Annotated in this window: 16 protein-coding genes; 10 read left to right on the top strand and 6 right to left on the bottom strand. The window is 65.9% G+C overall.

The features are described 5' to 3' along the window. Positions 1 to 4: 4 nt before the first annotated feature. On the bottom strand, positions 5 to 847 hold the full coding sequence (locus CVS48_RS02175) for a M15 family metallopeptidase (protein WP_404976451.1): 843 nt from the start codon (positions 845 to 847) through the stop codon (positions 5 to 7). Positions 848 to 1,039: 192 nt separating this feature from the next. Here CVS48_RS02175 and CVS48_RS02170 point away from each other — a divergent pair, with 192 nt between their 5' ends. From CVS48_RS02170 to CVS48_RS02150, 5 genes are all read left to right on the top strand, one after another. After that, positions 1,040 to 1,909, top strand: a complete 870-nt coding sequence (locus CVS48_RS02170) for a hypothetical protein (RefSeq protein ID WP_100853063.1) — start codon at positions 1,040 to 1,042, stop codon at positions 1,907 to 1,909. A 73-nt stretch (positions 1,910 to 1,982) separates the two neighbouring features. After that, positions 1,983 to 4,943: a type VI secretion system Vgr family protein gene (locus CVS48_RS02165; RefSeq protein WP_100853062.1), complete on the top strand. Its 2,961-nt coding sequence runs from the start codon at positions 1,983 to 1,985 to the stop codon at positions 4,941 to 4,943. A gap of 5 nt (positions 4,944 to 4,948) precedes the next feature. Continuing rightward, positions 4,949 to 5,929 carry a DUF4123 domain-containing protein gene (locus CVS48_RS02160; RefSeq protein WP_100853061.1) on the top strand — a complete coding sequence of 327 codons (981 nt, stop codon included), beginning with the start codon at positions 4,949 to 4,951 and terminating at the stop codon, positions 5,927 to 5,929. Between the two features lie 62 nt (positions 5,930 to 5,991). After that, a complete protein-coding gene (locus CVS48_RS02155; RefSeq protein ID WP_100853060.1) occupies positions 5,992 to 6,771 on the top strand; it encodes a DUF3304 domain-containing protein in 780 nt (259 codons plus the stop codon). Next, positions 6,764 to 9,082, top strand: a complete 2,319-nt coding sequence (locus CVS48_RS02150; RefSeq protein ID WP_100853059.1) for a DUF2235 domain-containing protein — start codon at positions 6,764 to 6,766, stop codon at positions 9,080 to 9,082. The genes CVS48_RS02155 and CVS48_RS02150 overlap by 8 nt, the downstream gene beginning before the upstream one ends. 114 nt (positions 9,083 to 9,196) lie before the next feature. On the opposite strand, the gene CVS48_RS02145 is transcribed toward CVS48_RS02150, so the two are convergent. The 5 genes from CVS48_RS02145 to tssJ form a co-directional block, all read right to left on the bottom strand. Then, positions 9,197 to 9,697, bottom strand: a complete 501-nt coding sequence (locus CVS48_RS02145) for a hypothetical protein (RefSeq protein WP_100853058.1) — start codon at positions 9,695 to 9,697, stop codon at positions 9,197 to 9,199. A gap of 25 nt (positions 9,698 to 9,722) precedes the next feature. Next, a complete protein-coding gene (gene tssI, locus CVS48_RS02140) occupies positions 9,723 to 17,735 on the bottom strand; it encodes a type VI secretion system tip protein TssI/VgrG (RefSeq protein ID WP_100853057.1) in 8,013 nt (2,670 codons plus the stop codon). Next, positions 17,732 to 18,511, bottom strand: a complete 780-nt coding sequence (gene icmH, locus CVS48_RS02135) for a type IVB secretion system protein IcmH/DotU (protein WP_100853056.1) — start codon at positions 18,509 to 18,511, stop codon at positions 17,732 to 17,734. Before icmH ends, tssI begins: the two co-directional genes overlap by 4 nt. Before the next feature lie 16 nt (positions 18,512 to 18,527). After that, on the bottom strand, positions 18,528 to 19,874 hold the full coding sequence (gene tssK, locus CVS48_RS02130) for a type VI secretion system baseplate subunit TssK (RefSeq protein WP_100853055.1): 1,347 nt from the start codon (positions 19,872 to 19,874) through the stop codon (positions 18,528 to 18,530). A 64-nt stretch (positions 19,875 to 19,938) separates the two neighbouring features. Then, a complete protein-coding gene (gene tssJ, locus CVS48_RS02125) occupies positions 19,939 to 20,556 on the bottom strand; it encodes a type VI secretion system lipoprotein TssJ (protein ID WP_100853054.1) in 618 nt (205 codons plus the stop codon). 156 nt (positions 20,557 to 20,712) lie between these two features. Here tssJ and CVS48_RS02120 point away from each other — a divergent pair, with 156 nt between their 5' ends. From CVS48_RS02120 to tssE, 5 genes are all read left to right on the top strand, one after another. Beyond that, on the top strand, positions 20,713 to 21,393 hold the full coding sequence (locus CVS48_RS02120) for a tetratricopeptide repeat protein (protein ID WP_242001121.1): 681 nt from the start codon (positions 20,713 to 20,715) through the stop codon (positions 21,391 to 21,393). Between the two features lie 73 nt (positions 21,394 to 21,466). Further along, positions 21,467 to 21,982, top strand: coding sequence for a type VI secretion system contractile sheath small subunit (gene tssB, locus CVS48_RS02115; RefSeq protein ID WP_006226593.1), 516 nt, complete (start codon positions 21,467 to 21,469; stop codon positions 21,980 to 21,982). After that, positions 21,975 to 23,471: a type VI secretion system contractile sheath large subunit gene (gene tssC, locus CVS48_RS02110; protein WP_100853053.1), complete on the top strand. Its 1,497-nt coding sequence runs from the start codon at positions 21,975 to 21,977 to the stop codon at positions 23,469 to 23,471. The genes tssB and tssC overlap by 8 nt, the downstream gene beginning before the upstream one ends. Before the next feature lie 45 nt (positions 23,472 to 23,516). After that, a complete protein-coding gene (locus tag CVS48_RS02105) occupies positions 23,517 to 24,020 on the top strand; it encodes an Hcp family type VI secretion system effector (protein ID WP_006226591.1) in 504 nt (167 codons plus the stop codon). Between the two features lie 67 nt (positions 24,021 to 24,087). Further along, positions 24,088 to 24,573 (top strand): type VI secretion system baseplate subunit TssE, encoded by a 486-nt coding sequence (gene tssE / locus CVS48_RS02100; RefSeq protein ID WP_100853052.1) that lies wholly within the window; start codon positions 24,088 to 24,090, stop codon positions 24,571 to 24,573. The last annotated feature ends 30 nt before the right edge of the window (positions 24,574 to 24,603 follow it).

Genomic DNA, 24,603 nt, shown 5'->3' with positions numbered 1-24,603 from the left:
CCGGTCAGCCTCCCGACCGTTGCATCACGCCGGGCCGGCGCAGCTCTACGTGGCCAAAGTCCATCATCTTCCAGCGCCCGCCCCAGGTCAGCCCGACCAGTTCGGCGGTCTGGCCAAACAGCTCATAGCCGCGCATGGCCCAGGGGTCTTTTTCCGAGATGACGATCTTGCCGTCGCGATAGAACGCGCTGTCGGCGGCAAGACCATATTGGTGATAGCTCTGGAACGCACCCGCGTTCGTCACGTGCGAGCCCATGCCCGCCAGTTCTTCCTGCCGCTCGGGGCTGCGATAGCCCTCGATCAGCGCCATTTCGTAGCCGTGCTGCTCACGCATGATGCGGTAGGCCAGCAGCAGGCGCTGACGGAAATCGGCATCCAGCAGATCCCAATTGCGGCTGGCGCCGCCCAGCTTCGGACGCACCAATTCCACTTCGCGCGTGGTGAACGCTTCGGGCGGCAAGGGGGCGGGTGTCGCCAGCCGTTCACCCTCCAACAAAGCCTGGATTCTGCGGTCCGGACCCGTCATTTGAGGGCTGTAAACGAATGTGTGATTGTGTCGCATGAGGAAAGCAAAAAGTGATGGAAGCAATACAACTGTCAGCCCGATTGCCACTTGCCAACGATGCCGCGCGACCCATCCCGCAGACACTTTCAGCCCACCTTGCACGGCGCCCGCCGTACCGCCCACGGCACCGCCCGCATGGCTTGCGCCGCGCGTAGCGCCCCGTGCCACGCCCTGTGCGCACGCGCGCAAACTCCGGACCGCGCCTTGGCGCAGAGCCGGAAAAAACAGGAGAGCGGAGACGCCCACCGCCAGTAAAAAATACAGGGGCAGTAGCAGTAACAAGATAGGTCCCTCATGTGAAGGCGTAATCTTTTGTTCTATTCGCCCTTGAGGCAAGCGATCCGGCGTTGCAAACCGCGTCGGTCCCTTAGAAATCGTAACAAGGAAGAGTGATCGAAAAGAGGTGTTCGGGTATTCTCGACGGGCTTGGTTACAGGGGGGCTGCACACGCCTCCTGCTGACACGGGAACCCGCATGGCAGAAGACGAAAAAGAAGCTCGCCCTACGACGACCGCGCCGAGTTTGCTCAGTGGCTCCGCGCGTGCGCGTGGCGATGCCGAGCCGACGCGCATCCTGGCCGCGCTTGAAGGGCGCGCGCCCGAAGCCGAGGTCAAACACCTTGCGACGCAGCGTGGAACACGCGCGGGTCGCTGGGTGGCGCTGGCATTGTTGCTGGCGCTGTTGGCGGGCGGCATCACTTGGTTCATACATCAGGACACGGCAGCGCCGTTGCAGGCGCAGGCCAACGACCCTTCCGTGGCGACGGGGCCTTCAACTGCGCCCGTCGCCAACGTGGCGCCCGCGCCTGTTGATAAACCGCCAGAGGTCGCCGCCATCATCGATGAGTCGCCACCCGCGCAAGACGCGGACCTGGGCCGTGGCGATCCCGAACCCTTGCGCGAACCCTCCAATCCGCTGTCCGTGCTGGCGATGACGCCGCCCGCCACGGCGGCCGCGCCTGGTCCCACACGCCAGGCGGCCGAACAGCGCGCGCGGCAAGCCGGCACGCTGCATGGCAACGACGCCCCGCGCGCGGCCAAGTCCGCAGCTGCCCCGAAGGCCAACCCCGCGCGCAAGTCCGCCACGCCGGCCGATACCGATGCGGCCTTGTTGTCGGCATTGATGAACTACGGCTTGCCGCCTGCTTCGCCACCCGGCACCCGCGTGTACAAGACCGATGGCATCTTCATGCGCGAGATGCCGGGATCCTCCTTGTCCGAGCGCTTGAAGGAATGCCGCAAGCTCAGCTTTATTGAAGGCGAGCAATGCCGGCTGAGAGTGTGCGCGGGCCAGTGGGGCACCGCCGCCGAATGCCCCACGCCGCAGGCCAACGTCGACCCCTGAATCGCCATCGTTTAACCGTCACCGTCCCAATGCGGCCCTTATCACCGACGTCCTCCCTTAAGGTTTTTGCTCCATGGCTGTGAACCCTAGCAACGGCAGCGCCAGCGCCGAGTCCCGCCTTTACCGGCTGGACGGTGAGGGCGCGTTGGCGTCCCTGCAAGTGGAAGGCTGGGTCGCGCGCGAAGGCCTGTCGGACCTGGGCGAAACGCGCGTGGTGGCGCTGTCGCAAGACGCGGGCCTGGACCTGAATGACATGGTGTCGCGCCCAGCCACGCTGTGGGCCACGCGCGCCGACGGCAGCGAAGCCGGACGCAGCGGCATCGTGCGTGCCGCCGAAATGCTGGGCGGCAATGCGGGCAAGGCGCGCTACCGCGTCACGCTGGCGCCCTGGTTGTGGCTGGCCACCCAGCGGCGCGATAGCCGCATCTACGAGAACCAGCCGGTGCTGGACATCGTGCGCCACGTGCTGGACAGCTACGAGGGCTACACCTATAAAGTCGCCGACGATGTCGAGCGCCACCTGGCGGACCTGCCCGCGCGCCCCTACACCACGCAGTACCGCGAAACGGACTACGCCTTCCTGTCCCGCCTGCTTGCGGAATCGGGACTGGGTTGGACCACCGTGGAAGACAGCGGCGCGCCCGCGCGCCATGCCGTGCTGATCTTCGCCGATAGCCGTGGCTTGCCCGAAGACACCGAGTCCGCAGGCGCGGGCGTGCGCTTTCAACGCGCGCACGCCACGGAAACGCGCGACGGCGTGCAGGCCCTGGTGCGCAGGCAACGCCGTGCGGCCGAGCGGGTAACGGTCCTGGCGTGGCATGACAGCGGCAAGCATGCCGTGACCGGCCAGGCGCTGGCCGGCCCCGCTAATGGCTCAGACGAAGACAGCGCCGGCCTGGAATGGTTTGAACCGCTGGGCCACGGCGGCTTGCTGAACCAGGCGCACGCGCAGTTTCAGGCGAGCCTGTTGATGCAGGCCGCCCAGGCCAGCGCCGAGACCTTCATCGGACGCGGCAACGTGCGCACCTTCCGATCGGGCACGCGCTTCACGCTGCAAGACATGTCGCCGCTGGGGCCAGCGGGCGAAGCGGGGTTCGAGCCCGCCTTCGCGCTGGATCGCCTGGAACACGTCGGCATCAACAACTTGCCCGGGCAGGCAGACGCCAGCCTGGCCGACAAGCTGGGCGCGCTGGACGACTTCCTGTGCTTTGAAGACGACGAGGCTTCCGAGGCGGAACACGGCGCGGACAGTGGCCACGTGATCCACTACGCCATTGACGGCACCATCGACGACGCCATCGATGACGCCATCGGCCCCGACCTGCATCAAGACGACGCACGTATCGGCGCTGGCCGCCCTGATGCCGCCGTGCTGGCGCGCGCGCACGAGGTCGGCTATGCCAACCGCTTTCGCGCCGTGCGCTGCGACCGCCCATGGCGAGCCTTGCCCGCCGCAGCACGCGGGGCAAGGCTCGCGGGCGCGCCGTCCGCCGTGGGCGTACACACCGCCATCGTTACCAACGCCGAAGGCGCCACCGAGGCCAGCGGCGAAGACGAGATCCACCGCAACGCGCGCGGCGACGTGCGCGTGCGCTTTCATTGGCAGGCCGATGGCGATGGTCTCGCTAAAAGCCGCTGGGCGCGCGTGGCGCAACGCCAGGCGGGCGCGGGCATGGGCATGAGCTTCGTGCCGCGTATCGGCCAGGAAGTGCTGGTGCGCTTCTTGGATGAAGACATCGATCAGCCGCTAGTTGTTGGCGCGCTCTACAACGGACGCGGCGAAGGCGGCATTCCGTCCACGCCGGGCGGCAAGTCCGGCGAACCCATGAACACCGAGGTGTACGCGGCCGCAACGGACGGCAAGTCCAGCGCGCAGGCCAACCTGGCCAGTGGCAACGCACCAGCCTGGCATGGCGCGGCGGCTGGCGACGAACAGCATCGCAACGCGGCGGCGCTAAGCGGCTTCAAGAGCAAGGAATTTGGCGGCGACGGCTACAACCAGATCGTCTTCGACGACACCGACGGCCAGTTGCGCATGCAGATCAAATCCACGCAATCCGCCAGTGAACTGAACCTGGGCCACCTGATCCACCAGGCCGGCAACTATCGCGGCAACGTGCGCGGCGTGGGCGCGGAATTGCGCACCGATGCGTTCGGCGCCTTGCGCGGCGGCGCGGGCGTGCTGCTCACCACCTACACGGCCGGCGGCAGCGAACCCGCCGGCGACGCGGCGGCGCCCCTGGCGCTGGCCGGGCAGGCCGACATCATGGCGCAGTCGTTTGATGGCGTGATCGGCGCGCACCAAGGCGTGCGCCTGGCCTCGGCACGCGGCACCACGTCGGCGGGCGCCAGCCGCCTGGACGGCGAACGCGCACCCCTGGCCGCCATGACGCACGCCGTCTCCGGCACGGTGGACGGCCAGGCTGTCGGTGGAGCGGCGGGCGATGCCTCGGCCAAGCACACGGAAGTGGTCGACGGCAAAGTGCCGCACCTGACCGACCCCTTGGTGCTGATGGCGGGCCGCGCCGGCTTGACCCAGGCAGCCGGCCGCAATGTGCAGGTGGCGGCGGGCGAACTGGTGCATTGGTCGGCCGGACAAGACCACAACCTGGCCGTCGTCGGCTCTTTGCGCGTGCATACCGGCCAGGCGCTGGGCATCGTGGCCGGCGTACAAAAGGGCGGCGCCGAGTCGGGCCTGGACCTGATCGCCGGCACGGGCGAGGTCGACGTGATCTCGCAGCACGACGTGCTGACCGTGCAGGCGCAGCAGGACTTGCGCATGATCAGCGCCAACGCCGGCATTGAATACGCCTCGCCCAAGCGCATCCGCATCGCCAACGCAGCGGGCGCCAGCATCGTCATCGAAGGCGGCAACATCACGGTCACCGCGCCGGGCCGCATCGACGTCAAGACCGGCAACAAGCAATTCTCCGGCCCCACGCAGATGCCGTATCCGTTTCCGCAGTTCACGGTCTGCAAAAGCTGCGTGCTGGACGCCCAGGAGAGCGTGCAGTCCATCACCGACAAGGCGTAAGGGCGATGGCTTATTCCTGGCAGCAAGCGCTGCTTTCCACCTTCGCGGAATTGCCGCATCACCGTGGCCCCTACGGCGAAGCCGCGCGGGCGTACGTGATCGTCGATTTTCGTGGCCACCCCGATCTGCTGGCCCGCATCACCGCCACCGAAGACCTGAGCTTTGGCTCGGTCTGGGCGCAGACCGGGCTGGACATCTACGGCGACGTGGCGCCCCTGCTGATTGAAGTGGACGGCGCATCGCAGGGCGTGCTGCGCGGGCCGCCCCGGGCGGATTTCAGTACGCCGCTGGTCCGCGTACTGAACGCCCTGCACGAACGCAGCAGCGGCCGCTACGCCATGATGAGCTTCGCGTCCGCCGTGCCCCTGGAAAAACTGATCGCGCACTTTGGCCGCTTCTGCGACTACGCCTTGCCCGACGCCAGCGAGTTCTTCCTGCACTGGTACGACACCCGCATCCTGGCGCGCGCCCTGCAAGTCTGGGCCGCCGAACAACGCACCCGCTTCGCCTCACCGCTCATCACCTTGCGCTACGCGCTGCGTGACGGATCGCAGGCGGAACTGACCGGCACAGGCAGGCTGCCTGCAGACCAACCCGAGGGCATCCAACGTTTCACGCCCGAGCAGCACCAGATGCTGTTCGACCTGGACTACCCCGACAAGATCGCGGTGCAACTACGCCGCCTGTATCCCGGTCTGCTGCCCGGCGACCCGGATCAGGACGCGCTGGTGCCGCGCGTGCAAGCGCAGTTGGAACGCGCGCGCGCGCATGGTGTGGCGGGCGACAAGGACACGTTTGACTATGTGGCGTGGGGCGTATCGATTTCGCCGCGCTTTGATGAGCATCCGCTGATCCGTGAGGGCTTGCGGGGGTATCAGCCGGGCGATGACGGCGCGCTGGCAAAGGCGCTGGCAGGCGTGCCGGACGCGGTGTGGGACGAGGTGCAGGCCTTGCATTGGGCTGGTCAGGATAGTCGTGATGCGTAGGGGTGTGACCACCAGGCTGGCGGCCTTAACCGTGGCGCCGAATTTCGATTCAGGAGATACGAATGCGTAAGGGATTGATCGCCGCGCTGTTGTGGCTGGGCATGCTGGCGGGTTGCAATAGCGAGCCGGTCTATCAAGGCGTCAGTTTCATCGCCTATAACTACACGCCGTGGAATATCCGCAGCATCAGCGTCAAGGACAAGGGTGATGGCGTCGCCTCGACGATGCAGGTCAGCCCGGGGGGCGGCGAGGGTTCGGTGACCTGCTGCTTCACGCTCAAGGGCACCGAGTTCACCGTGGACTGGCGCGGCGTCGACGCCGAGTTGCTGCGCAAGCATTTGCACGACGGCAAGGCCGACTCGCTCTATTTCGACCGGCATGGCGCCATCAACTTCCCGGCCGCCGAGATCCCGGCGGGTGATGGTCCGCTGTATCTGGAACTGCACATTTACCCCGACGAGCACATGGAGCTGGCGCTAAGCCGCAAGCTGCTGGGCCAGACGCGGATTCCCATTGTCGATACGGTGGACTGGCTGTGGCGGGAGCATCGCGCATCGCTTGGCGCCTACCGCAGCGACGCCGAACTGCTGCGCGCGACCGCGAAGGTGTTGCAGTCGGCATGGAAGAAATACCGCATTGAAGACAAGCAAGACCTGCGCCAATACATGCTGCTGTACTTCACGGTGGCATCGAATTTCGATTCGGATGCGCAGGTGAAGGCGATTCTGGACAAGCCGGGACGCGCGCCGGGCGACTTTGCCCGAGAGGTCGCGGCGTTGCCGCAGGCGAAGCTGGAGCAGATCAAAGCCATGGGCACCCCGCCGGGAGATAAGAATGTCTGACGCGCAATCCAGTGACCTGCCGCCAGAGAACCGTACGCCGGCATCGGTGCTGAAGGCGATGGCCCAGAACGAGGCGGCTTACCCCAAGGACGACTGCAATGAATGCGGTGCGGTTCTGCGGATGGGGTTCTTCTTTGATGGCTTTGGCCGCAGCCGCGATGAAGATGCGAAGCACCCGACGTACTACTCGAACATCTGCCGCTTATGGGAAGCGCACTACGTCCAGAGCGATCCCGGTCGCCCTGAAAAGCACCACTGGTTCCGGTTTTACTACTCGGGCCTGGGCACGGATCTGAATGCGGATGCGGAGAATGACGACATGATCTATGCCGCCGCAAAGGCGGGCATGAAAGCGGCCAGCAACGCGCAAAAGGCGATATCGGCCAACGTCGGCAATGTCTTGCGCACGGATGAGATTCCGAACCATAAGCTCACCGGGCGCCTGACGGCGGCGGTGAAGAAGTCGCTGCGTGAGTCGTCCTATCAGCCGATGGTCAAGGCGTACAAGGACGTCGTGAAAGATGTGCGAACGCTGCCCGAAAAGGCCGTCCGGATCTGGAACGCGTGGGACCCCGAGCGCGTGGTGAACCGTGCGCGCGCGACCATTCGCGGCTTCTGGTCGGGCTTCAAGAAAAATCCGCTGAAGGTCGCCTGGACGGCCGGCAAGGAAGCGGCCAAGTCAACCATGATGGAAACGGTGCCGATCATCCGTGACCAGGAAACGGTGGCCTACCTGATGGGCACGGGCGTTGACGTGCGCGTGGACTCGGCATTGCGCCAGTTCAAGGCGGCCTACGACGCCGTGAGCGAAGGGCAGAATGTGCGCCGCATTGAAATCACCGTGTTCGGCGCGGACCGGGGGGGCGTGGTCGCGCGCCAGTTCGTCAATGACCTGGTCAAGAAGTACCGCCGTCGTCACGATGCGGACCTGGCGGTGATTGGCGACCGAACCAAGAACAAGTCAGATGCCGATATCCAGATCCGCTTCATGGGTCTGCTTGATTCGGTCGCGTCCATCATGGACGAAAACACGTTCCTGGGCTTCTTTCCTGTCACTGACCTCATCAAACAGACGCACAAGGATCGGACGCTGACGGTGCCGGCCGCGGTGCAGATGTGCGTGCATTACGCGGCCGCGCATGAGTTGCGTCGCAACCAGCGCATGGACAGCCTGGAGAAGACGCGCGGCCTGCAGTATCTGTATCCGGGGTCCAGTGGCGATGTGACGGGCGTCAGTCCGCCCGGGTCGCTGAATGCGCGCGTAGAGCTGTCGCGCGTGGCGCTGCGCGACATGATGAACCAGGCCCTTTCGCACGGCGCGGCCTTTCATAGCATGGAGAGGCTGGCCGACCTGAAGCCCGACACCTATCTGCAGTTTTCGCTGTCCGAACCGATTGTGGATGGCAGTACGAAGAACCAGATCCTGGATCTGGTCAAAGCGTATCGAGAGGTGGTCAAGTACGAGCCCGGCATAGACTTCATGCCGCATATGGAGGCATTCCTGCGTTGGCTGGCCGTGCGTTATCAAGACCCAACGTTCCGCGCCGAACTGTCGGATCCGGCCGAGGCTTGGATCAAGGACCGGGATTACTTCACGCCGGAACAGGAGTACAACGAAGAGCTGCGGCGCGTGTCGGCATTGCCCGCCGAGGAACGCAACAAGCCGGAAAATACGGCCCGCTTGCGCGAGCTGGAGGCGCTTAAGAATGAGCGTTGGGAACGTGCCTCGGAAAGCCGTGGCGAATTGCCGCCGCAACGATTCAAACCGCTCTGGGAACGTCTGGAAGAGGAATACAAGAGCCTGGAACGCGCTGAACAGCAGGATGCCGATACCGCGCAGCGCCGCGCGGACCTGGAGCGCAATAGCCCGCAAGTCTTGCGCACCATGGAGTTGATGGATCAGGACATGCGCGACCGCGAGAACATGCGCAATGACCTGATCAAGCGTGGCGGCGGCACGCCTGAAAAGGCGGTCGATCCCCTGGCCGACATCAAGACCGAGCGCGCGGTTCAGCAGCGCCTGCTGACCGCCTGGCGCGATGCCCGCGACGGGAAAACGCAGTTGCCCCCCAAGGTCATGACCTTGTTCGACTGGCTGGTGCACGACGCCATGTTGAGCAGTTGGCCCGATCACCTGCTGGCCAGCACCACGATGTACTTCCGCGTCCGCGACAAGGACGTGTTCGCCAAGACCGACGCCAAGGCGGAGATGTCGCAGCGAGCCAAGAACATGCGCAACGCGGAAAAGGTAGAGGCCCAAGCCGCGCGAGCAGAGCAGAACATTCAACAGATGACCCCCGTGCGGCCTTGACGGGGCAAGCGACAGACATGCGTCGGGTATGGGGCGCGGTGCTAGGTGCGGCCTTTCTTGCTTGCGGGGCGGCCCGACTTTGATCCGGTCTTGAATCTGCCTCGATTTCCGCCCTTACTTTTTCCCCGCCTCCACCTCGATCGTCACCGTATTCGACTTCACGTGCTCTGCCTCGATATACACCTCGTACGTGGCGGGCGTGGCGGGCAGGTGCAGTACGCCGGCCATATCAGTGGTGAAGCGCGTTTCTACCGTCATGCCGGGCGGCAGCGGAATCTTGGGCGGGGGCGCGCCCTCGCTGGGGTCGACCGACACATTGGGCAGCTTGGGCCGCACGTAGTTGAACGCGATACCGCGATACACCTTGCCGGTGCGCGTATCCACCGCCACGAAACGCGGTAGTTGCGGGTCTTCCACCACGGGCAGGATGCCGCGTGCGCAGACGGGGATGGTCAGCGTGCTGCCGTCGCGGATGGTCACGCGGGTGGGCGCGGCGATGCGCATCTGCGCGTCGTAGCCTTGCAGCGGCGGCATGCAGGCGTGTTCCTTCTGCGAGTGCGCGGGCACCGAAGCAAAGGTGGCGGGTTCAATCCAGTCGGTCGTCATGATGGGCATGTCGGTTTTCTAAAAAGGGCCGGCGTCAGAACGCCGTCCAGCCTTCGGAGCAGTCGACCTTGCGCACGGCCTTGCTGCAGCTTGGGCAGAAATGAATGTTCGCGCAGGTGATGCCGTACATCACGCATTGCCCGATTTCTTCGTTGTATTCGCCGTTCTGGTCGGGCAGGCCGTAGTAGCAGTGGCCTCCTGCGTTGTAGTAGAAGTGCGGCGGCGGGTCCAGCTTTGAATCGTCCGCCGAGTCGTCCTGGGTGCGCAGGCCGGGCCAGTCGGGGCCGCTGGGCACCATGCCCAGCAAGTGGCCCATTTCGTGGGCAAGGGTCTCGGTCAGGTAGGCCTGCGAGTTGGGCTCGTAGGGGTCCAGCGTCGAGACGAACAGCAGGTTGGTGCCCGTGATGGCAAGGCCGGCGTAGCTGGCGGCCACGGTGTTGAACTGGATGTTCAGTATGCCGGTCAGCGGCGTGGGCGACACGCGGGTCAGGTCCACCGACACCGACCAGACCGAGCCATTGCTTTCCCGGATGGGGGTGATCAGGTGGCGCGGAATCGGAATCGACCGCTCGGCGCCCGAGGCGTCCGTGTGGATGTAGCGTGCGTGCACCAGCCAGTCGTCACTGGCGTCGAACTCGTACCAAAGGCTGGATTGGCTGCGGTCGTCGTTGACGATGGGTACGGTCATGACGCGCCCGCCCGGGCCGGCGGGCACCGGCAGGCGCATGTCGCCGCTGACGCCCGGCGCGGCCAGGCGGTCGACATGGCAGACCACCAGCGTATACGGCTCGCGCTGCTTGCCGGCGGAACTGGCGTAGACGCCTCGTACGGCGTTCATGATGGCCTGCTGGGACTCGGGGGTGTCGGCGGCGTCAACCGCCGAGCGGCCCCGGAATTGCAGGCGCGGAAGCTGGATCATGTCGATGCCGTGCAGCGCGAATTCCGCGGTGACCGGCGTGACGTCGGCCAGATGATGCGCCGGACGCGCGCTCATGCACATGACTTCCTGGATGTACAGGCGGCGCACGGTCTCGACGCGCTCGGTCTTGATCAGTTGGCCGCGTTCGTCGCGCACCTCGAACAGGTACAGGTTCAGGCCGGCGGCGGGCAACGCGATGTCGTCGACGATGCGGGTGCCATCGGCGTTGGTGACGTAGCTGCGCGGGTTGCTGTGCGGTTCCTGATAGCTGGCGCGACGGCCGCGTTCACGGGCGGAGTAGGGGATGTTGGCCGGGTCGGCCTTCACGGTGATGGTGAAGCGGTGCTGGCCGGGGCGGTTGAACTCCACGTGGATGCGTGGGCGGTTCGACTGCCGTTCAGTGGTGGTCAGCGCGTTGCCGTCGTTCCAGCGTTCGGCAACCTGGTCCAGGTTCACGTATTGCAGGCGCGCGCCGTCCTGGCGGGCGCGATAGGTCGATACGCCGGGCACGACGCGGCCGGAGCCACCGGCTGGCGGCGCGCCGCCGGGCAGGTTCGTGCCCTGGGTGCGCGCCACGGGACCCAGCCCGACCAAGTCCAGCACGTCGCGCGCAATCTGCGGCAGCGGGGAGTCGGCCACGCCGGGAATCTTCATCAGCACCTCGGCCACCTTGGGCAGCGTCTCGGTGGCCAGCGTGGGCGATTGCAGGATGGCGCCGATCACGCTCGGCACCGAGGATGAAGACAGGCCCGGCATGCTGAGGATGGCGCCCGCTACTGACGGGATGTTGGCTTGCTTGACGTCGGGCAGCGTGAAGAGCGTGTCCACGGCGGAACTCAGGGCCGCCATGCGGTCGCCACTGGCGTTCAGCGCCTGCGTCATGACCGGCACGATGGCCGCGCTGACGTTGGCGCTGACGCCGCCCGCCGCAAACGTGGACGCGCTGGATAGCGCGGTGGACGCGGCGCTGGCTTGCTGCGCGAACGTCGCCAGCCCGCCACCGCCCGCGACGGCGGCGATGCCTGACGCGCCGGAGCCGCTTGCCGTGGTGGCAGCGGCCGACGCGCCCGCGCCGCCCACGGCGGAAAGATCCGTGGCGCGGGTGGCGGGGGTGCTGTCGGACATGCCCGCCGCGCGCGCGGTAGCGCTGCCCAGGTTCGCGTCCGGCGTGGCGGGGGCGGCGGTGATCGCCGTGCCTGCCGAGGCGGGAGGGGTGGCGGCGGGCGCCTTGGGAATGGGAGCGCTACCGGCGGGCGAGGACGGGGCGGCTGAGGGCGACGCGCCGTTGGCGGAGGCTGTGCTGGCCGTTGCTGTCGAGGGAGAGGTGGCGGTGGCCGATGCGTTGGCCGACGCGTTGCCAGGCGTGTTGGCGCCCGTGCCTGCCGACGCAACAGAGGCGGATTCGCTTCCGGCTCCATCGGCAACCCTGGAGTCTCCGGCCACGGAGGCCGTGCCGGCATTCGTGGGGGCGGTGGCTGCGGCGCCGGTCTCGGCGCCAGCCTGGGCCGCCGAGGGCGCGGCGGCGGTGGCGACGCTGTTGGTGGAGCCGGTAGCGGCGGTGGTCGTGGCGGTGGTCGAGCCTGCCGCGCTGCTGCCGGAGGCTCCCAGGTCCGCGCTGGTGGCACCTGCACCAGCACCAGCACCTGCACCTGCACCTGCACCAGCGGCACCGACGCCCGCCACGCCGGATGCCGCGCTTGCGCCAGCAGAGGCTTGTGTGCCGGGAAGGTTCAGGCCTCCTTCTCCTGGGCCGCCGGGCAGGCCCGCGCCTTGCGGCAGGGGGCTCTGCGTGTTGGAAACGAAGCCAGGCGTTTGCGTGGAGACGCCGGGGGGCAGGGGCGGTGCGTCGCCAGACAGGCCGCCGGTCGTCGGCATGGTGTCGCTTGATGCGATCAATGTGTCGGCATCAGGCGTGGCAAGGCTTGCTGCGTCAGCGGAGATATTGGCGGGGATATCAGCGGACATCTCAGCGGGCACCCCAGCGGAAACCTCAGTGGAGACACCAGCGGAGACATCAGCGGCGGAGACATCAGCGGAAGTGATCGTCGCCAAGTTCGTGCCGTGGTCGGCGCCTGTCAGTTGCACGAGCGTTTCGTCGTTCGCCATGCCCGCGGCGGAGGACGCCGCTGCGCCGCTTGCGGCGTCGGGCAGGTTGACCCCTTGCAACGTGGCGGCCGATGGGTCAACGTTGCCCAGGTCGACGGCGCCAGACATCGCGCCGCCAGCAGCGGTCGCCGACGGTGTCGCGTTCGCCGCATTGCTGGCTGCATTAGCCGCGCTGGCAAACAAGGCGCCTGCGCTGGCGGCCAGGGACGCAAGCAACGTGGCGTTGGGCAACGCGGATACGCCCTGCGCCTCGCGAGCATCGGCGCGTGCGTCGACCGAAGCCGCGTCTTGCACAACGGGCGTGCCGGGGGCGGTGAAGGACGACGAAGGCGGTGTCGTCGCGGCGTTTGAGGAGCTGGCGGCGTGCGTCGAGTGTGCGGCATTGCCGTTTGCCTGGGCGGACGCGGTGTCGGATGTGACGTGGAGTGCGGCAGAGCCGGCTGCGATGCGGGCATCAGCCAGCCTCGGTTCCGACTGCGCGCGCGTCTTCGGTTCGGTGCTTGCCGTCGCGTGGAATGCAGTCGCAGCCGCCGTCGCAGCGGTTGCGGTATCGCGGGCAACCGAATCGACGGATCCGGTTGGGCTGACGGAAGCAGGGGATGAGGCCGAAGAAGAAGAGTCCGACGCCGAGGTGGCGGCCGATGCAGAAAGACGGGTCGAGTCAGGCGCGTTAGCCAAAGCAGGAGAGTCGGCCGACACCTCGCACATAGCCGACGTGCCAGATGCTTCGGAATCGTCGGTAACGCGCGCTTGGCCTTGGTCATTCGCGTGCGCGCGCAGCGAGGTGGCCGCGCCTGCCGTCGCGACGGCGGCGGTGAGCAGGCCATTGCCGCTGCCGGAAGCGCTCACGAGCGCTGCGGCGGCAGACATCGGCGGGTGGTCCGTCGTCGCCAGCGTCGATGCGCTTGCCACGTCCAGCGTCGTGTCGGACGCGTTGCTAAGCGCCGTGGAAACTGTGCTGGCGTCAGCACCGAAAAGCGAGCCGGCAGGCAAAGCATTGATGGATGTGTCGGCAGGCATGGACGTCGCGATCTGGCTGGTGCCGACAGTCGGCATGCCGAGATCTGTCGCGGCGATTGCCTGAGGCGTTGCGATGGCCCCCGTGATGCCGCCGACCGCCGGGTCGGCTAGCGCGGGTGCAGTCGAAGCGCCAATGTCGGGCAAGGCGGGGCTTGCCGCAGACGCCGTGAAGACGGGGGAGGACAGCAACGAGGTTGGCGATCCTGCGGTTTCAAGGGTAGGTGCTACGAAGGCATCTGAAGCCGAACCCATGGAGGGCGCATCGAAGGACGCACCCGTGGGCCTGACGACAGAGGCCAATGAAGACGCGCCAGCCGCCGCGCCTGCGGCGGTAACCGACGGCTGACCCACGGTCGCGACGGACGCAACGGTCGATGGCGCCGATGCGGAATCCGCCGTTGCCACGGGTGATGCGCCAAGCGAACCTGTCGAAGGTGTATCCACAGCGGTCGTCCCAACGAAGGGCGCACCCGTAGCGGCATTCGCCGGTGTAGCGCTGGCGACAGGCGGCGACGCGGATGGGGACGTGCTTGCAATCGAAGGTTCTGACGCGACGGTGGACGAGCTGACAGCCGGATCAGCAGCGGCGGATGTGGCAGATGCAGCAGATGCTGTAGATGTGGAAGACGCGGCCGGTGCGGCGCTAGCCACGGACGTGGCTGCGTCACCCGATGCTTGCGAGGCGGCTCCGCCCGCAACGGCGCTTGCGCCAGCGTCTGTTCCAACACCCGAGGCTACGCCCGATCCAACACTTGAACCAACACCCGACCCCGCACCCGAGCCCATCCCCGCGAACTCCGCCGCTCCGGAAATCATCGTCGATGCCCCTTCCGGCGCAACCGAAGCCAGCATTTCCGTGGCAGCCGGCAGTGCCGCCGACGGGTCCTTGATCAGCGCGGCGGCTTGTGACACCTTGCCGGCCGCCGATGCGGCGGAATCGATCATGCCGCTTGCACCCGGCGCTACCGAGCCAAGCAGCTTCGACGCAGTCGGCAGGGCCGACATGGGGTTCGCGGCCAAAGCCTGCGCCTGCGAGACCATGCCCATGGCGCTCTTGGCGCTACTGAGCATGCCGCCGATGGCAGGGCTGGTGTTGCCCAGCAAGCCCGGCGCGGCAGACAGCGCGCCCATCGGGTTCTTGGCCATCCCGGCCAGCGTATTCGCCTGGCCGGCAAGCTGCGACAGCTTGGACGCCGCGCCCGCAGCCTTCTGGCCCAGTTCCGCCAAACCGCTGGGCATGATGTCGCCCAGCCCGGCAGTCCCAACGCCGGCAGCGCCAGCGCCGGCTGCACCGCCGAAGCCCGCCATTAATCCAGAGGCCGCCTTCTTGGCGGCAGACGCCATCGCGCCGTCCTTGTGTACCAGTTCCGCGCTGACGATCAGTGGGTCGTCGACGGTGGTGCTGGGCAAGGCGGGCAGGTTGGCGGCGTCGCTGCCGGGGCCGACGAAGTTGTGCGTGGCGCCCTTGACCGAGAACAGGCCCGGCCCCTTGAACACGATGTCGGCGCCGTCCAGCGTGACGCTGCCGCCCGCGGCCTGCAAGGTCACGCGCTGGTTGCCCAGGATCTCGATGCCTTCGGCCGACGAGGTCACGGTGATGTCCTGGCCTGCCAGCGCTTCCAGGATGTCGGTGTGCGCGTGCAGCGACACCGGTGCCTGCGCCGAGATGGCGCGAATCGGGCCCTGCTGCGCGAACACGCTGGCCGAGCGCGCCGAGACCGCCGAATACGTCTGCTGCGCGGCCACGTGCGCGTCCGACTGCGCGGTGGCGTGCAGGTGTTCGCCCGCATGCAGCACGGCGCTGGCGGGGGTGGCCAGGTTCAGGGAATTCGGCGCGTCGATCAGCAGATGCGGGCCGTTGATGCGTTCAACGGCGGCCGAGTCGGTGCGTTGGCCGTTCGCGGCCTTGCCGGCGGCCTGGCCGTTGACCTGGGCGGTATAGCGCCCGTCTTGTTCAGGGTCCAGCACGGCAAGCAGTTCGTCGTAGCCCTCGGCCGCCGCCATCGGGCGTGCCTGATGCTGGCCGGCGCTGTCATTCAAGCGGCGCGACGCGTCTTGCGCGCCGCGCAGCAGCAGCAAGGCTTCTTGCGCGTCCGCCTGGGTGGACTTGGCTTGTTCGCGCGCGGTGGCCGACACCAGCATGCCCTGGCCCGAGCGCACGACCGTCCAGGCGTCGGAGCGCAGTTCAAAGCCCGTGCCGCGCCATGCGCCACGGTTGGCGTCGTCCAGTTCCTGTTCAACCAGATGACCCAGCCCAAGCTGGGTCGCGGCGGTGGAGCTGGCCAGCCGCGTGCGCAGTTTGCCGCGCGTGTCGTCAAAGACCCATTGGTTGCGGCCCGCGCCGTCCAGGCCTTGGCTATGCCATCCGCTCAGCACGCCCGCGTGATTGGTCTCGGCATTCTCGCCGGCGGACCAGGGCGGAAGATCGGCGTCGTTGTAGAGCTGACCGGCAACAACCGGTCTGTCGATATCGCCATCAATAAATTCCACGATGACCTCGGTGCCGCCCCGGGGCAGGTGATGCGCGCCCCAGTTGGGGCCGGCTTGGGCGCTGGCCACGCGCAGCCAGGTGCCCGAGCGTTCGTCGCCGGGGGCGTTGCCGCTGGCGTCGCCGTGCGTGCGATGCGGCAGGCCGCCCGTCAGGGGCTTGTCGCCGCGCTGCCAGGGGAATTGCACCTTGACGCGCAGGTCGCGGTCGGACGTGATGGGGGCGTCGCTGGCGCTGACCACCACGGCGGCCAGGCTTTCGGGGGCGGTGGGGCGGGGGCGCCACGCGGGAATCAGCGCGGCCGCTTCGGGCTGCGCGGTGAAGCGGTTGCGGTAGGTGCCGCGTTCCATGTCGGCGGTGTTCAGCACCTGGGTGGCCTGGGCCCCCAGGTTGTTGCTGGCTTCGTGCACCACCTCCAGCACCACATAGCGGTTGCCGGCCAGTTCATCCACCGCCTGCTTGCTGCCACCCTCGCTGCCTCCACCGCCGCCGTCGGCATAGCGTTCATGCTGGGTCATCGCGAACAAGCGGCCGGGGGCCAGGGACCTTGCCGTGCCCGCGCCCGCGAACCGGACGATGCGCGATTCATGGGCGCGCAAGGAGCGCGCCGCGCCTTGTTCGGCGGCGTCGTCATCGGCGTAGCGGCCGTGTCCGGCGTAGTCGTAGTCTTCCAGCACCGGCAAGGCTTCCACCTGCACGGGCGAGCGGCTTTGCGCGGCATGCGCGGTCAGCGTGCGTTCGTTCCAGGCGGCGCGCGCCACGGCGTTGGGGCGCACGGCCTGCGCCGCCGAGAAATGCGTGATGCTGTCGCGGGTTTCAGTGGCGTCGCTGCGATGAAAGCGCAGGGGCGACGCCGGGTCTTCGGGGCGCGCCGCGCCCGCGTCGAAGATCACGACGCGATGGCGCGCGCCGCCACCCGCCGCCTGGCCGTCGTCCTGTTGATGTTCAAAGCGATACGACAGGCCCGCTTCGGCCAGGATGCGTTGGACGAATTGCAGGTCTGACTCGCGGTACTGCGTGCAGGTCGCAAGCGGGGGCAGGGTGTCGCTGAGTTCAAACGCAAAGGCCGCCTGCGGATAGTCCGCGAAAATCTCGCTGACGATGTCCTGCACCGACCGGTCCTGATAGATGAAGCTGTCGCGCCGCAAGGCCAGCGCGGCCAGCCAGGGCGCGGCGTGCAGGCGGTAACGGGCCAGGCCGCCATCGGCGCCCAGCGCGTCCACGCCTTCGACGACGGCATGCCAGCGGCGCATTGAACCGTCCGCCAGCAGCAGGCTGACGCTGATCTCCTTGCCCAGCAAGGACGCCACATCAAGCTCGGCGCTGGCCGCCAGGCAGTCCAGCGTCAGCGTGAACAGGCGCGATACGCCTTCGCGCAACGTCATCTGTTCGGCCACCAGTTCAGCATCCAGCGGCGTGCTGACGCGCAGCATGCGCGCTTGTTGCGACAGGGTGGCGATGTTCATCGACAAGTAGGCCGATGCGGTTGACGGGTTCGAAGGCAAAGCGTTCATGGCAGCGAGATGGTCAGGTGCGCGGCGCGGGGACCCAGCTTGACGATGTCGTGATACGGCGCCATCGCCGTCTGCATTTCCGTGTTCAGAAAGTGGCCCATTCCCAGGAAGGCCAGCAGGCCCAGCAGGGCGAACACGGTCATGATCGACCACAGCGGCACGTCGCGCTTGAGCGTGTGGGCTACCTTGTCGGGCAGCGGCCAATGCGGCGCGAAGCCGGTGCGCTTGCCGCGCAGCAGCGCGATCTCGTCGCCCAGCCGCGCCGTCAGGTAGCCCAGCTTTTCCTGGCCTTCGATCAGGTACTTGCCCTGGAAGCCCAGCAGCAGGCACATGTAATAGATCTCTAGCGATTGCAGGCGCGGCGCGCCTTGCGCCCGCAGGTCTTCCAGGCGCGCAAAGAAGTTCTCGCCCGCCAGTTGCTCGCCGAACAAGGTCAGTTGCAGCGGTTGCAACATCCAGGCGTCGCGTATCGCGAAGCCGGAATTCAGCACGGTTTCGTCGACGGCGGCGCAGAAGGCGTACTTGGTGGCGTAGATGTCTTCCGCCGCAATATCCAGCTTCTTGGCGGCGCGTTCGTAGTCGGCCAGAAACTGCTGCACGCGCGCCGAGAACGCGGCGGCGTCGGTGGGCTCCTGCCCGCTCTTGACCAGGAACAGCATCAGGAAGCCGTCGTAGAGCAGGTCCAGCAAGGACTTGGCGGGCCGGCTGGCATGGAATTCGGCGGCACGTTGAGGCAGCGTTGCGCCGGGCATCAGAGAGGGGGCGTCAGCGGTCATGGCGATGTCGTTCCTGTCATCGGGTAACTGCGATCAAATCCAGCTTGAGTTCGGGAATGCCGGCGGGGGCATAGATGGCGATGCTGCGCGCTTGCAGCATGCGGTCGTAAAGCGAACCGCGTGTTTGCAGCGCGAAGTACACCGCGCCGGGCTTCACGGGCACGGCGGGCGGCACTTGCGGCGTATAGGTCAGCGGCACGCCCGGCATGGCGGACAGCACCAGCTTGTCGACGTCTTCCGGGGCGCCCACCTTGAAGCGCATGGGCACGCTTTCCGAGAGCTCGCGTGCGGGCATCGCGGCTTGCACCGACAGGTAGAGCGAGGTCGTTTCGTCTAGCTTGTCGGAATCCAGCCGACCCATGTGGAACGACGGCCGCAGCTCTTCCAGCACGATGGAGAAGTAGCGCGTCGAGATCACCGTTTCCAGCAGGTCGCGCAGAATCTCGTCCATGCGCGCGAACGCCGGGCCGGGGGCATCGTGGCGGTACACCGGCAGGTCGGCCAGCGTATGCACCTTTGAAAAGGTCATCAGCGCGCCCGCCAGCCGCGCCAGTTCCTGGAACAGGCGTTCGGGATGCAGTTGCGGGTGATGGAACAGGTGCGACAGCGTGGCGTAGGCTTCGTTGGCGGTGTGCAGCAGCCAGAAGGAAGCCACGTCGCCCGAGCGGAATTCAATGATGTTCTTGCTGGGCTCGCGATGAAAGCCGTACAGCGCGTTGACCTTGGCCTGTAGCGCGTCCAGCAGGCGGCGCAGTTGTTCATGCAGCGCGCCGGAGGCCGTCAGCGACAGGCTGGGCGCGATGAACGAGGTGTCCAGTTCGTAGCCGGCGCTGGCCGTGCGGCGCACGCGCGCCACCGGAATCGCCAGCAGTTCGTCGCGCGGCTCGAATTCGGAAATCAGCCGCACGTCTTTGCGCAGGTAGGTCAGTTCGGCCGTGGTGGCGCCGGTGTACAGGTCGGGCGCGGGGGCGTTGTCGTGCGTGTAGCGGGTGTCGAAGCTGGCTGCCGCCTGGCCGTCGCGGTAGTTGCCGCCGATGGCCTTGAGCGGATGGATGGCCAGATAGAACACCGCTTCGCTCACGCCATCCAGCGCGGTCAGCGCGACGGGCGGGGGAAGCTCGTCGCCGTGCGGCGCGTTGTAGAGCTCGCCGTCGGGAAACACGGCCGTCATTTCAATGGCGCGCAACATGCCGTTGGCCAGCGCCGAGGCATCGAAACGCGCCGAGCGCAGGCCCCAGGCATAGGGATGCAGCGCGCGGGCCATCTCGGCCAAGCGGTCTTCGTGATACGCATCCTGCCGCTGAAAATGCTGCGGGCGGAGGAACAAGCCCTCACCCCAGAGGACTTTGGCTGAATAACTCAAGTGACGCTCCTTCAGGTCTTTCTATCTCTATATATATAGAAGGCGGGCAGTCGCGCGGTGCGCGTCAACCGGGACACTGGACGCCGGAAAGGCGAGACGGGTCGTAGGTTGGTATGCCCGCCGGCAACGTGGGTTTGCCAGTGGCGACCGTCAGCGCGCAGGCGTGCGCGCCCAGGACAATGCCACTGTCTTCAACGTCGTCGACTTTGAATACGTACTTCCAACGCATCGGCGCCGGCGCATAGAACAGCCCGGCAACCGCGATGTATTCCGCTTGCTTGGGGACTTTTTCAACGGTCTCGACACGCTGTCCCGGCGTGAGCGTGAGCTCGCGCGAACCCAGCACCGTTTCCCCCAGCGCGGTTTTCTCCTGCGCAGTGTCTATCAATTGCGTGAGCGGCGCACGTTGGAATTGCTCAGGATTCTTCAGGTAGTATATTTTTGTAACTACCGCCGTCGCTTGTCCGCTGCCGGCGTTCAAATTTTCTCCGGCGTGCACCGTCAATTTCACTTCCACGGGCGCGTTTTCCTGCTTTTTCAAGCCCGCCATCTCCATCGCATTACCGGTCAAACCGGCCACTGCGCCGATGGCCGAAACGGCCGCACATCCAGTGATTGCGGTGCTTGCGAGCGAGCAGGCGGCCACTGCGAACAAACGTGATAAATGGATATGTTTGGACATGGCCCTTTATACCGGAAGAGTGTGAAGCAATACAGATGGCTGCACGATGCGTGCAATTTCGACGTGAGTAACATGAAGACACGCGCTGTAGCGCTGTACTAACAAAAGGTTGTTGAAATACGGCCCCTAGTTACAACCCTGCTAGGTGCTTAAAAAATGCCCTTTTCCCGCCTCGTCGTTGTCGCCGGTCTTGTCGTTTTGATGGCCGGCTGTGCGTCGGTAAAACCGCAGTCGGAAGCCGAATACAAACAGTCCATGGCCGCAGCGGAAAAGACGCTGGCGCAGAAGGGCGCGGATCAGGCCGTCGCGCAGTTTGAAGAGATTGCCCAACGCAATCCGACCAAGGGCGAGCCCTGGTCCTACATTGCGAAGATCCGTTTTGACGAACAGAAATATGGCCAGGCCATTGTTGCCGCCGACGAAACGCTAAGCCGCGACCCGCAGGATTTCGTGGCCAAGACGGTGCGTGCGGTGGGCGGCCTGCGCGTGGCGATGCAGTCCCTGGCCGATCTGCGCGCCGATGCGCTGCTGGCCGGCAATGCGCGTGCGGATGCGGTGGCGCTGGCCGCCGCCATGCGTGAAACCTTGGGGCAAGATGTGCTGTTTCCCGAAGGCCGCCGTCCGCCGCCGCGTCGCCAACAACAACGCAAGGTGGAACCCGCCGTGCCCGCGGGCAGCGCCGCAACGCAAGCCGCTTCGGCGCCTGCATCCGCTGCGCCGGCCGCATCGCCTGGTGCTGCACCCGCCGCAACTCCCGCCGCGCCCAAACCCGTTACTCCACCCGCCTCGCAGCCTAATCGCGCGCCGAATCCCTTCGGCGATCTGCTCACCAAGTAATTCGCCTCAGCGTGCGCCGCGGCCTGCGGCGCACGACTGACCGACAGACAAGATCCTTTGCACGGAGCCTTCCATGGCCAAGAAAGAAAGCGTTCAGAAACGACTGCAGAAAGTCCGCCCGCCGCGTGTTCAGTTGACCTACGACGTGGAGAAGGGCGACGCCATTGAACAGAAGGAGCTTCCGTTCGTGGTCGGCGTGGTGGGTGATTTCAGCGCGCAATCCGAAGCCGAACTGCCGCGCTTGAAAGACCGCAAGTTCGTCAACATCGACGTCGATAATTTTGACGACGTGATGCGCGGGCTGGAGCCGCGCGCGGCGTACCGCGTGAAGAACAGCCTGACCGAAGAGGGCGGCACGTTCGGTGTCGACCTGAAGTTCCGTTCCATCGAGGATTTCCGTCCGGAAGCCGTGGTGCAGCAGGTGGACCCGCTGCGCGAACTGCTGGACATCCGCACCAAGCTGGCCGACCTGCGCAACAAGCTTGCCGGTAACGATAAGCTTGAAGACCTGCTGGGCGAAGTGCTGACCAGCACGGAAAAACTGCAACAGTTGACCAGCGAGACCGACAAGGGAGGCCGCAATGAGTAATTCCGCCGCCGCACAGAACGCCACCGCCGCCGCATCGGCCGACGCCCAGAACGGCCTGCTGGACCAGATTGTCGAGCAGAGCCGCGTGGCCAAGTCCACCGCCGAGCACGACCGCGCCAAGGACATCATTGGCGAGCTGGTGCGCGAAGTCATGAAGGGCACCGTGGTCGTCTCCGACAACCTGTCGGCCATGCTGGACGCGCGCGTGGCCGAGCTAGACCGCCTGATCTCGGCGCAACTCAGCGAAGTGATGCACGCGCCCGAATTCCAGAAGCTGGAAAGCACCTGGCGCGGTCTGCACTATCTGTGCCAAGAGACCGACACCAGCCCGATGCTGAAGATCAAGGTCTTGAACACCACCAAGCGTGATCTGGTTCGCGACTTCCAGACTGCGATCGACTTTGATCAAAGTTTGATGTTCAAGAAGGTCTACGAAGAAGAATTCGGCACCTTCGGCGGCGCGCCCTTCGGCGCCTTGCTGGGCAACTTTGAAATCACGCGCCAGCCCGAAGACATGTACTTCATCGAGCAGATGTCGCACGTGGCGGCGGCCTCGCACGCGCCGTTCATCGCGTCCGCCTCGCCGGAACTGCTGGGGCTGGACAGCTTTGCCGACCTGGGCCGCCCGCGCGACCTGGCCAAGGTGTTCGATACGGTGGAATACACCAAGTGGCGCAGCTTCCGCGATTCGGAAGACTCGCGCTACGTCGGCCTGACCATGCCGCGCTTCCTGGGCCGTCTGCCCTATGACCCGGTGGAAGGCACCACCGTCGAAGGCTTCAACTTCGTGGAAGACGTGGATGGCACCGACCACTCCAAGTACCTGTGGTGCAACGCCGCGTGGGCGTTTGGCGCCCGCCTGACGGCCGCGTTCGCGGACTTTGGCTGGTGCGCGGCGATCCGCGGCGTGGAAGGTGGCGGCCTGGTCGAAAACCTGCCCACCCACACCTTCAAGACGGACGACGGCGAAATCGCGCTGAAGTGCCCGACCGAAATCGCCATCACCGACCGTCGCGAAAAAGAACTGAGCGACCAGGGCCTGATCCCGCTGGTGCATTGCAAGAACTCGGACTACGCGGCCTTCTTCGGCGCCCAGTCGGTGCAGAAGGCCAAGAAATACAACACGGACAGCGCGAACGCCAACGCGGTCTTGTCGGCGCAACTGCAATACATCTTCTCGGTGTCGCGCGTGGCGCACTACCTGAAGGCGATGATGCGCGACAAGATCGGCAGCTTCGCGTCGGCGCAGTCCGTAGAGAGTTTCCTGAATCGCTGGGTCTCGCAGTACGTGCTGCTGGACGACAACGCGACGCAGGAACAAAAGGCGCAGTTCCCGCTGCGCGAAGCTTCGGTGCAGGTGGCCGAGGTGCCTGGACGTCCGGGCGTCTTCCGGGCCGTGGCGTTTTTGCGGCCGCATTTCCAGCTTGACGAACTCTCGATCTCGTTGCGCCTGGTTGCCGAATTGCCGGCGCAGGCTCAGAAATCCTGATCGTCGTTGCACTGACAACTCATCCATTCAAAGAGGTTTACAACAATGAAGGACATCTACGTCAAGTTCGGCAATCCGGCGCTCAAGGGCGAATCGCAAGACAAGGACCACCCGGATTGGATCGAAGTCAGCTCGTGGCGTCACGAGATCATCCAGCCGCGTTCCGCTACGGCGTCGACCTCGGGTGGCCATACCGCCGAACGCACCGAACATGGCGAAATGGTCTTCACCAAGGACCTGGATGTCGTCAGCCCGCTGCTGTATCAGCACGCCTCGGGCGGCACCACATTCGATGAAGTCACCATCGATTTCCTGCGCGCCGACGGCGAGGGCAACCGCGTCAAGTACCTGGAAATCAAGCTCAAGTACGTGATCATCGCGCGCGTGGCGCCCGAAGTGGTGGCCGAAGGGCTGCCGCACGAATCGTTCTCGCTGAAGTACGCCGCCGTGCAGTGGAAGTACACGCAGCAGAAGGTGGGCGGCAATCAGGGCGGTAACGCCCAGGGCGCCTGGAGCCTGACCAAGAACGACAAGACCTACTCGGTCTGATCGCGGCCTGGCAGGCAGAAGACCGCGGCCCGAGCCGGGTCGCCGTCTTTTTTTGTTTGAGGCCCCGATGAAAGGATTCGAACCGAGTCTGTTCGACAAGCTGTTCGAAGGCGAGGGCCAATCGCCCTACGCGCTTCGGCGCCTGTCGATCGAGGAAATGAAGGAAACGGTGGCGCGCGATATCGAGGCGCTGCTGAACACCCGCATGGTGTTCACCGAGGAAGACTTGCGGCGCTACCCGAATTGCCAGCGCTCGTTACTGACGTATGGGCTGTCGGATTTCTCGGGGCTCAGCCTGGCCAGCCACTACGACCGCGAGTTCATCTGCCGCTCGCTGGAGCAGGCCATCGCGCGGCACGAACCCCGGCTGACCCATGTTCGGGTGATGCTGCAGGTGGATAGCCGGGCGACCTCGGTACTGTATTTCGCGATTACGGCCATGCTGGACGTGGGTCCCGCCCACGAACCCGTGACCTTCGACGCGACCTTGCAGCCGTCGACCTTGCAGTACTCCGTGACCCGTGGCTGGGCCAAGAGTCCCGCCACGGTCTGAAGAATAAATTTGTCGTGCGGATGCACCTTG

This window comes from Achromobacter spanius, from assembly GCF_002812705.1.
Taxonomy (GTDB): domain Bacteria; phylum Pseudomonadota; class Gammaproteobacteria; order Burkholderiales; family Burkholderiaceae_B; genus Achromobacter; species Achromobacter spanius.
The sequence above is the reverse complement of the archived record's forward strand: the minus strand, read 5'-3'. Positions and strand labels throughout refer to the sequence as shown.

Bases quoted from the DNA above. Each gene is read 5' to 3' on its own strand.
- CVS48_RS02160 (WP_100853061.1), top strand. From the start codon at position 4,949: ATGGCTTATTCCTGGCAGCAAGCGCTGCTTTCCACCTTCGCGGAATTG.
- CVS48_RS02150 (WP_100853059.1), top strand. From the start codon at position 6,764: ATGTCTGACGCGCAATCCAGTGACCTGCCGCCAGAGAACCGTACGCCG.
- CVS48_RS02105 (WP_006226591.1), top strand. From the start codon at position 23,517: ATGAAGGACATCTACGTCAAGTTCGGCAATCCGGCGCTCAAGGGCGAA.
- tssJ (WP_100853054.1), bottom strand. From the start codon at position 20,556: ATGTCCAAACATATCCATTTATCACGTTTGTTCGCAGTGGCCGCCTGC.
- CVS48_RS02120 (WP_242001121.1), top strand. From the start codon at position 20,713: ATGCCCTTTTCCCGCCTCGTCGTTGTCGCCGGTCTTGTCGTTTTGATG.
- CVS48_RS02165 (WP_100853062.1), top strand. From the start codon at position 1,983: ATGGCTGTGAACCCTAGCAACGGCAGCGCCAGCGCCGAGTCCCGCCTT.
- tssE (WP_100853052.1), top strand. From the start codon at position 24,088: ATGAAAGGATTCGAACCGAGTCTGTTCGACAAGCTGTTCGAAGGCGAG.
- CVS48_RS02155 (WP_100853060.1), top strand. From the start codon at position 5,992: ATGCGTAAGGGATTGATCGCCGCGCTGTTGTGGCTGGGCATGCTGGCG.
- CVS48_RS02145 (WP_100853058.1), bottom strand. From the start codon at position 9,697: ATGCCCATCATGACGACCGACTGGATTGAACCCGCCACCTTTGCTTCG.
- CVS48_RS02170 (WP_100853063.1), top strand. From the start codon at position 1,040: ATGGCAGAAGACGAAAAAGAAGCTCGCCCTACGACGACCGCGCCGAGT.
- tssC (WP_100853053.1), top strand. From the start codon at position 21,975: ATGAGTAATTCCGCCGCCGCACAGAACGCCACCGCCGCCGCATCGGCC.
- tssI (WP_100853057.1), bottom strand. From the start codon at position 17,735: ATGAACGCTTTGCCTTCGAACCCGTCAACCGCATCGGCCTACTTGTCG.
- icmH (WP_100853056.1), bottom strand. From the start codon at position 18,511: ATGACCGCTGACGCCCCCTCTCTGATGCCCGGCGCAACGCTGCCTCAA.
- tssB (WP_006226593.1), top strand. From the start codon at position 21,467: ATGGCCAAGAAAGAAAGCGTTCAGAAACGACTGCAGAAAGTCCGCCCG.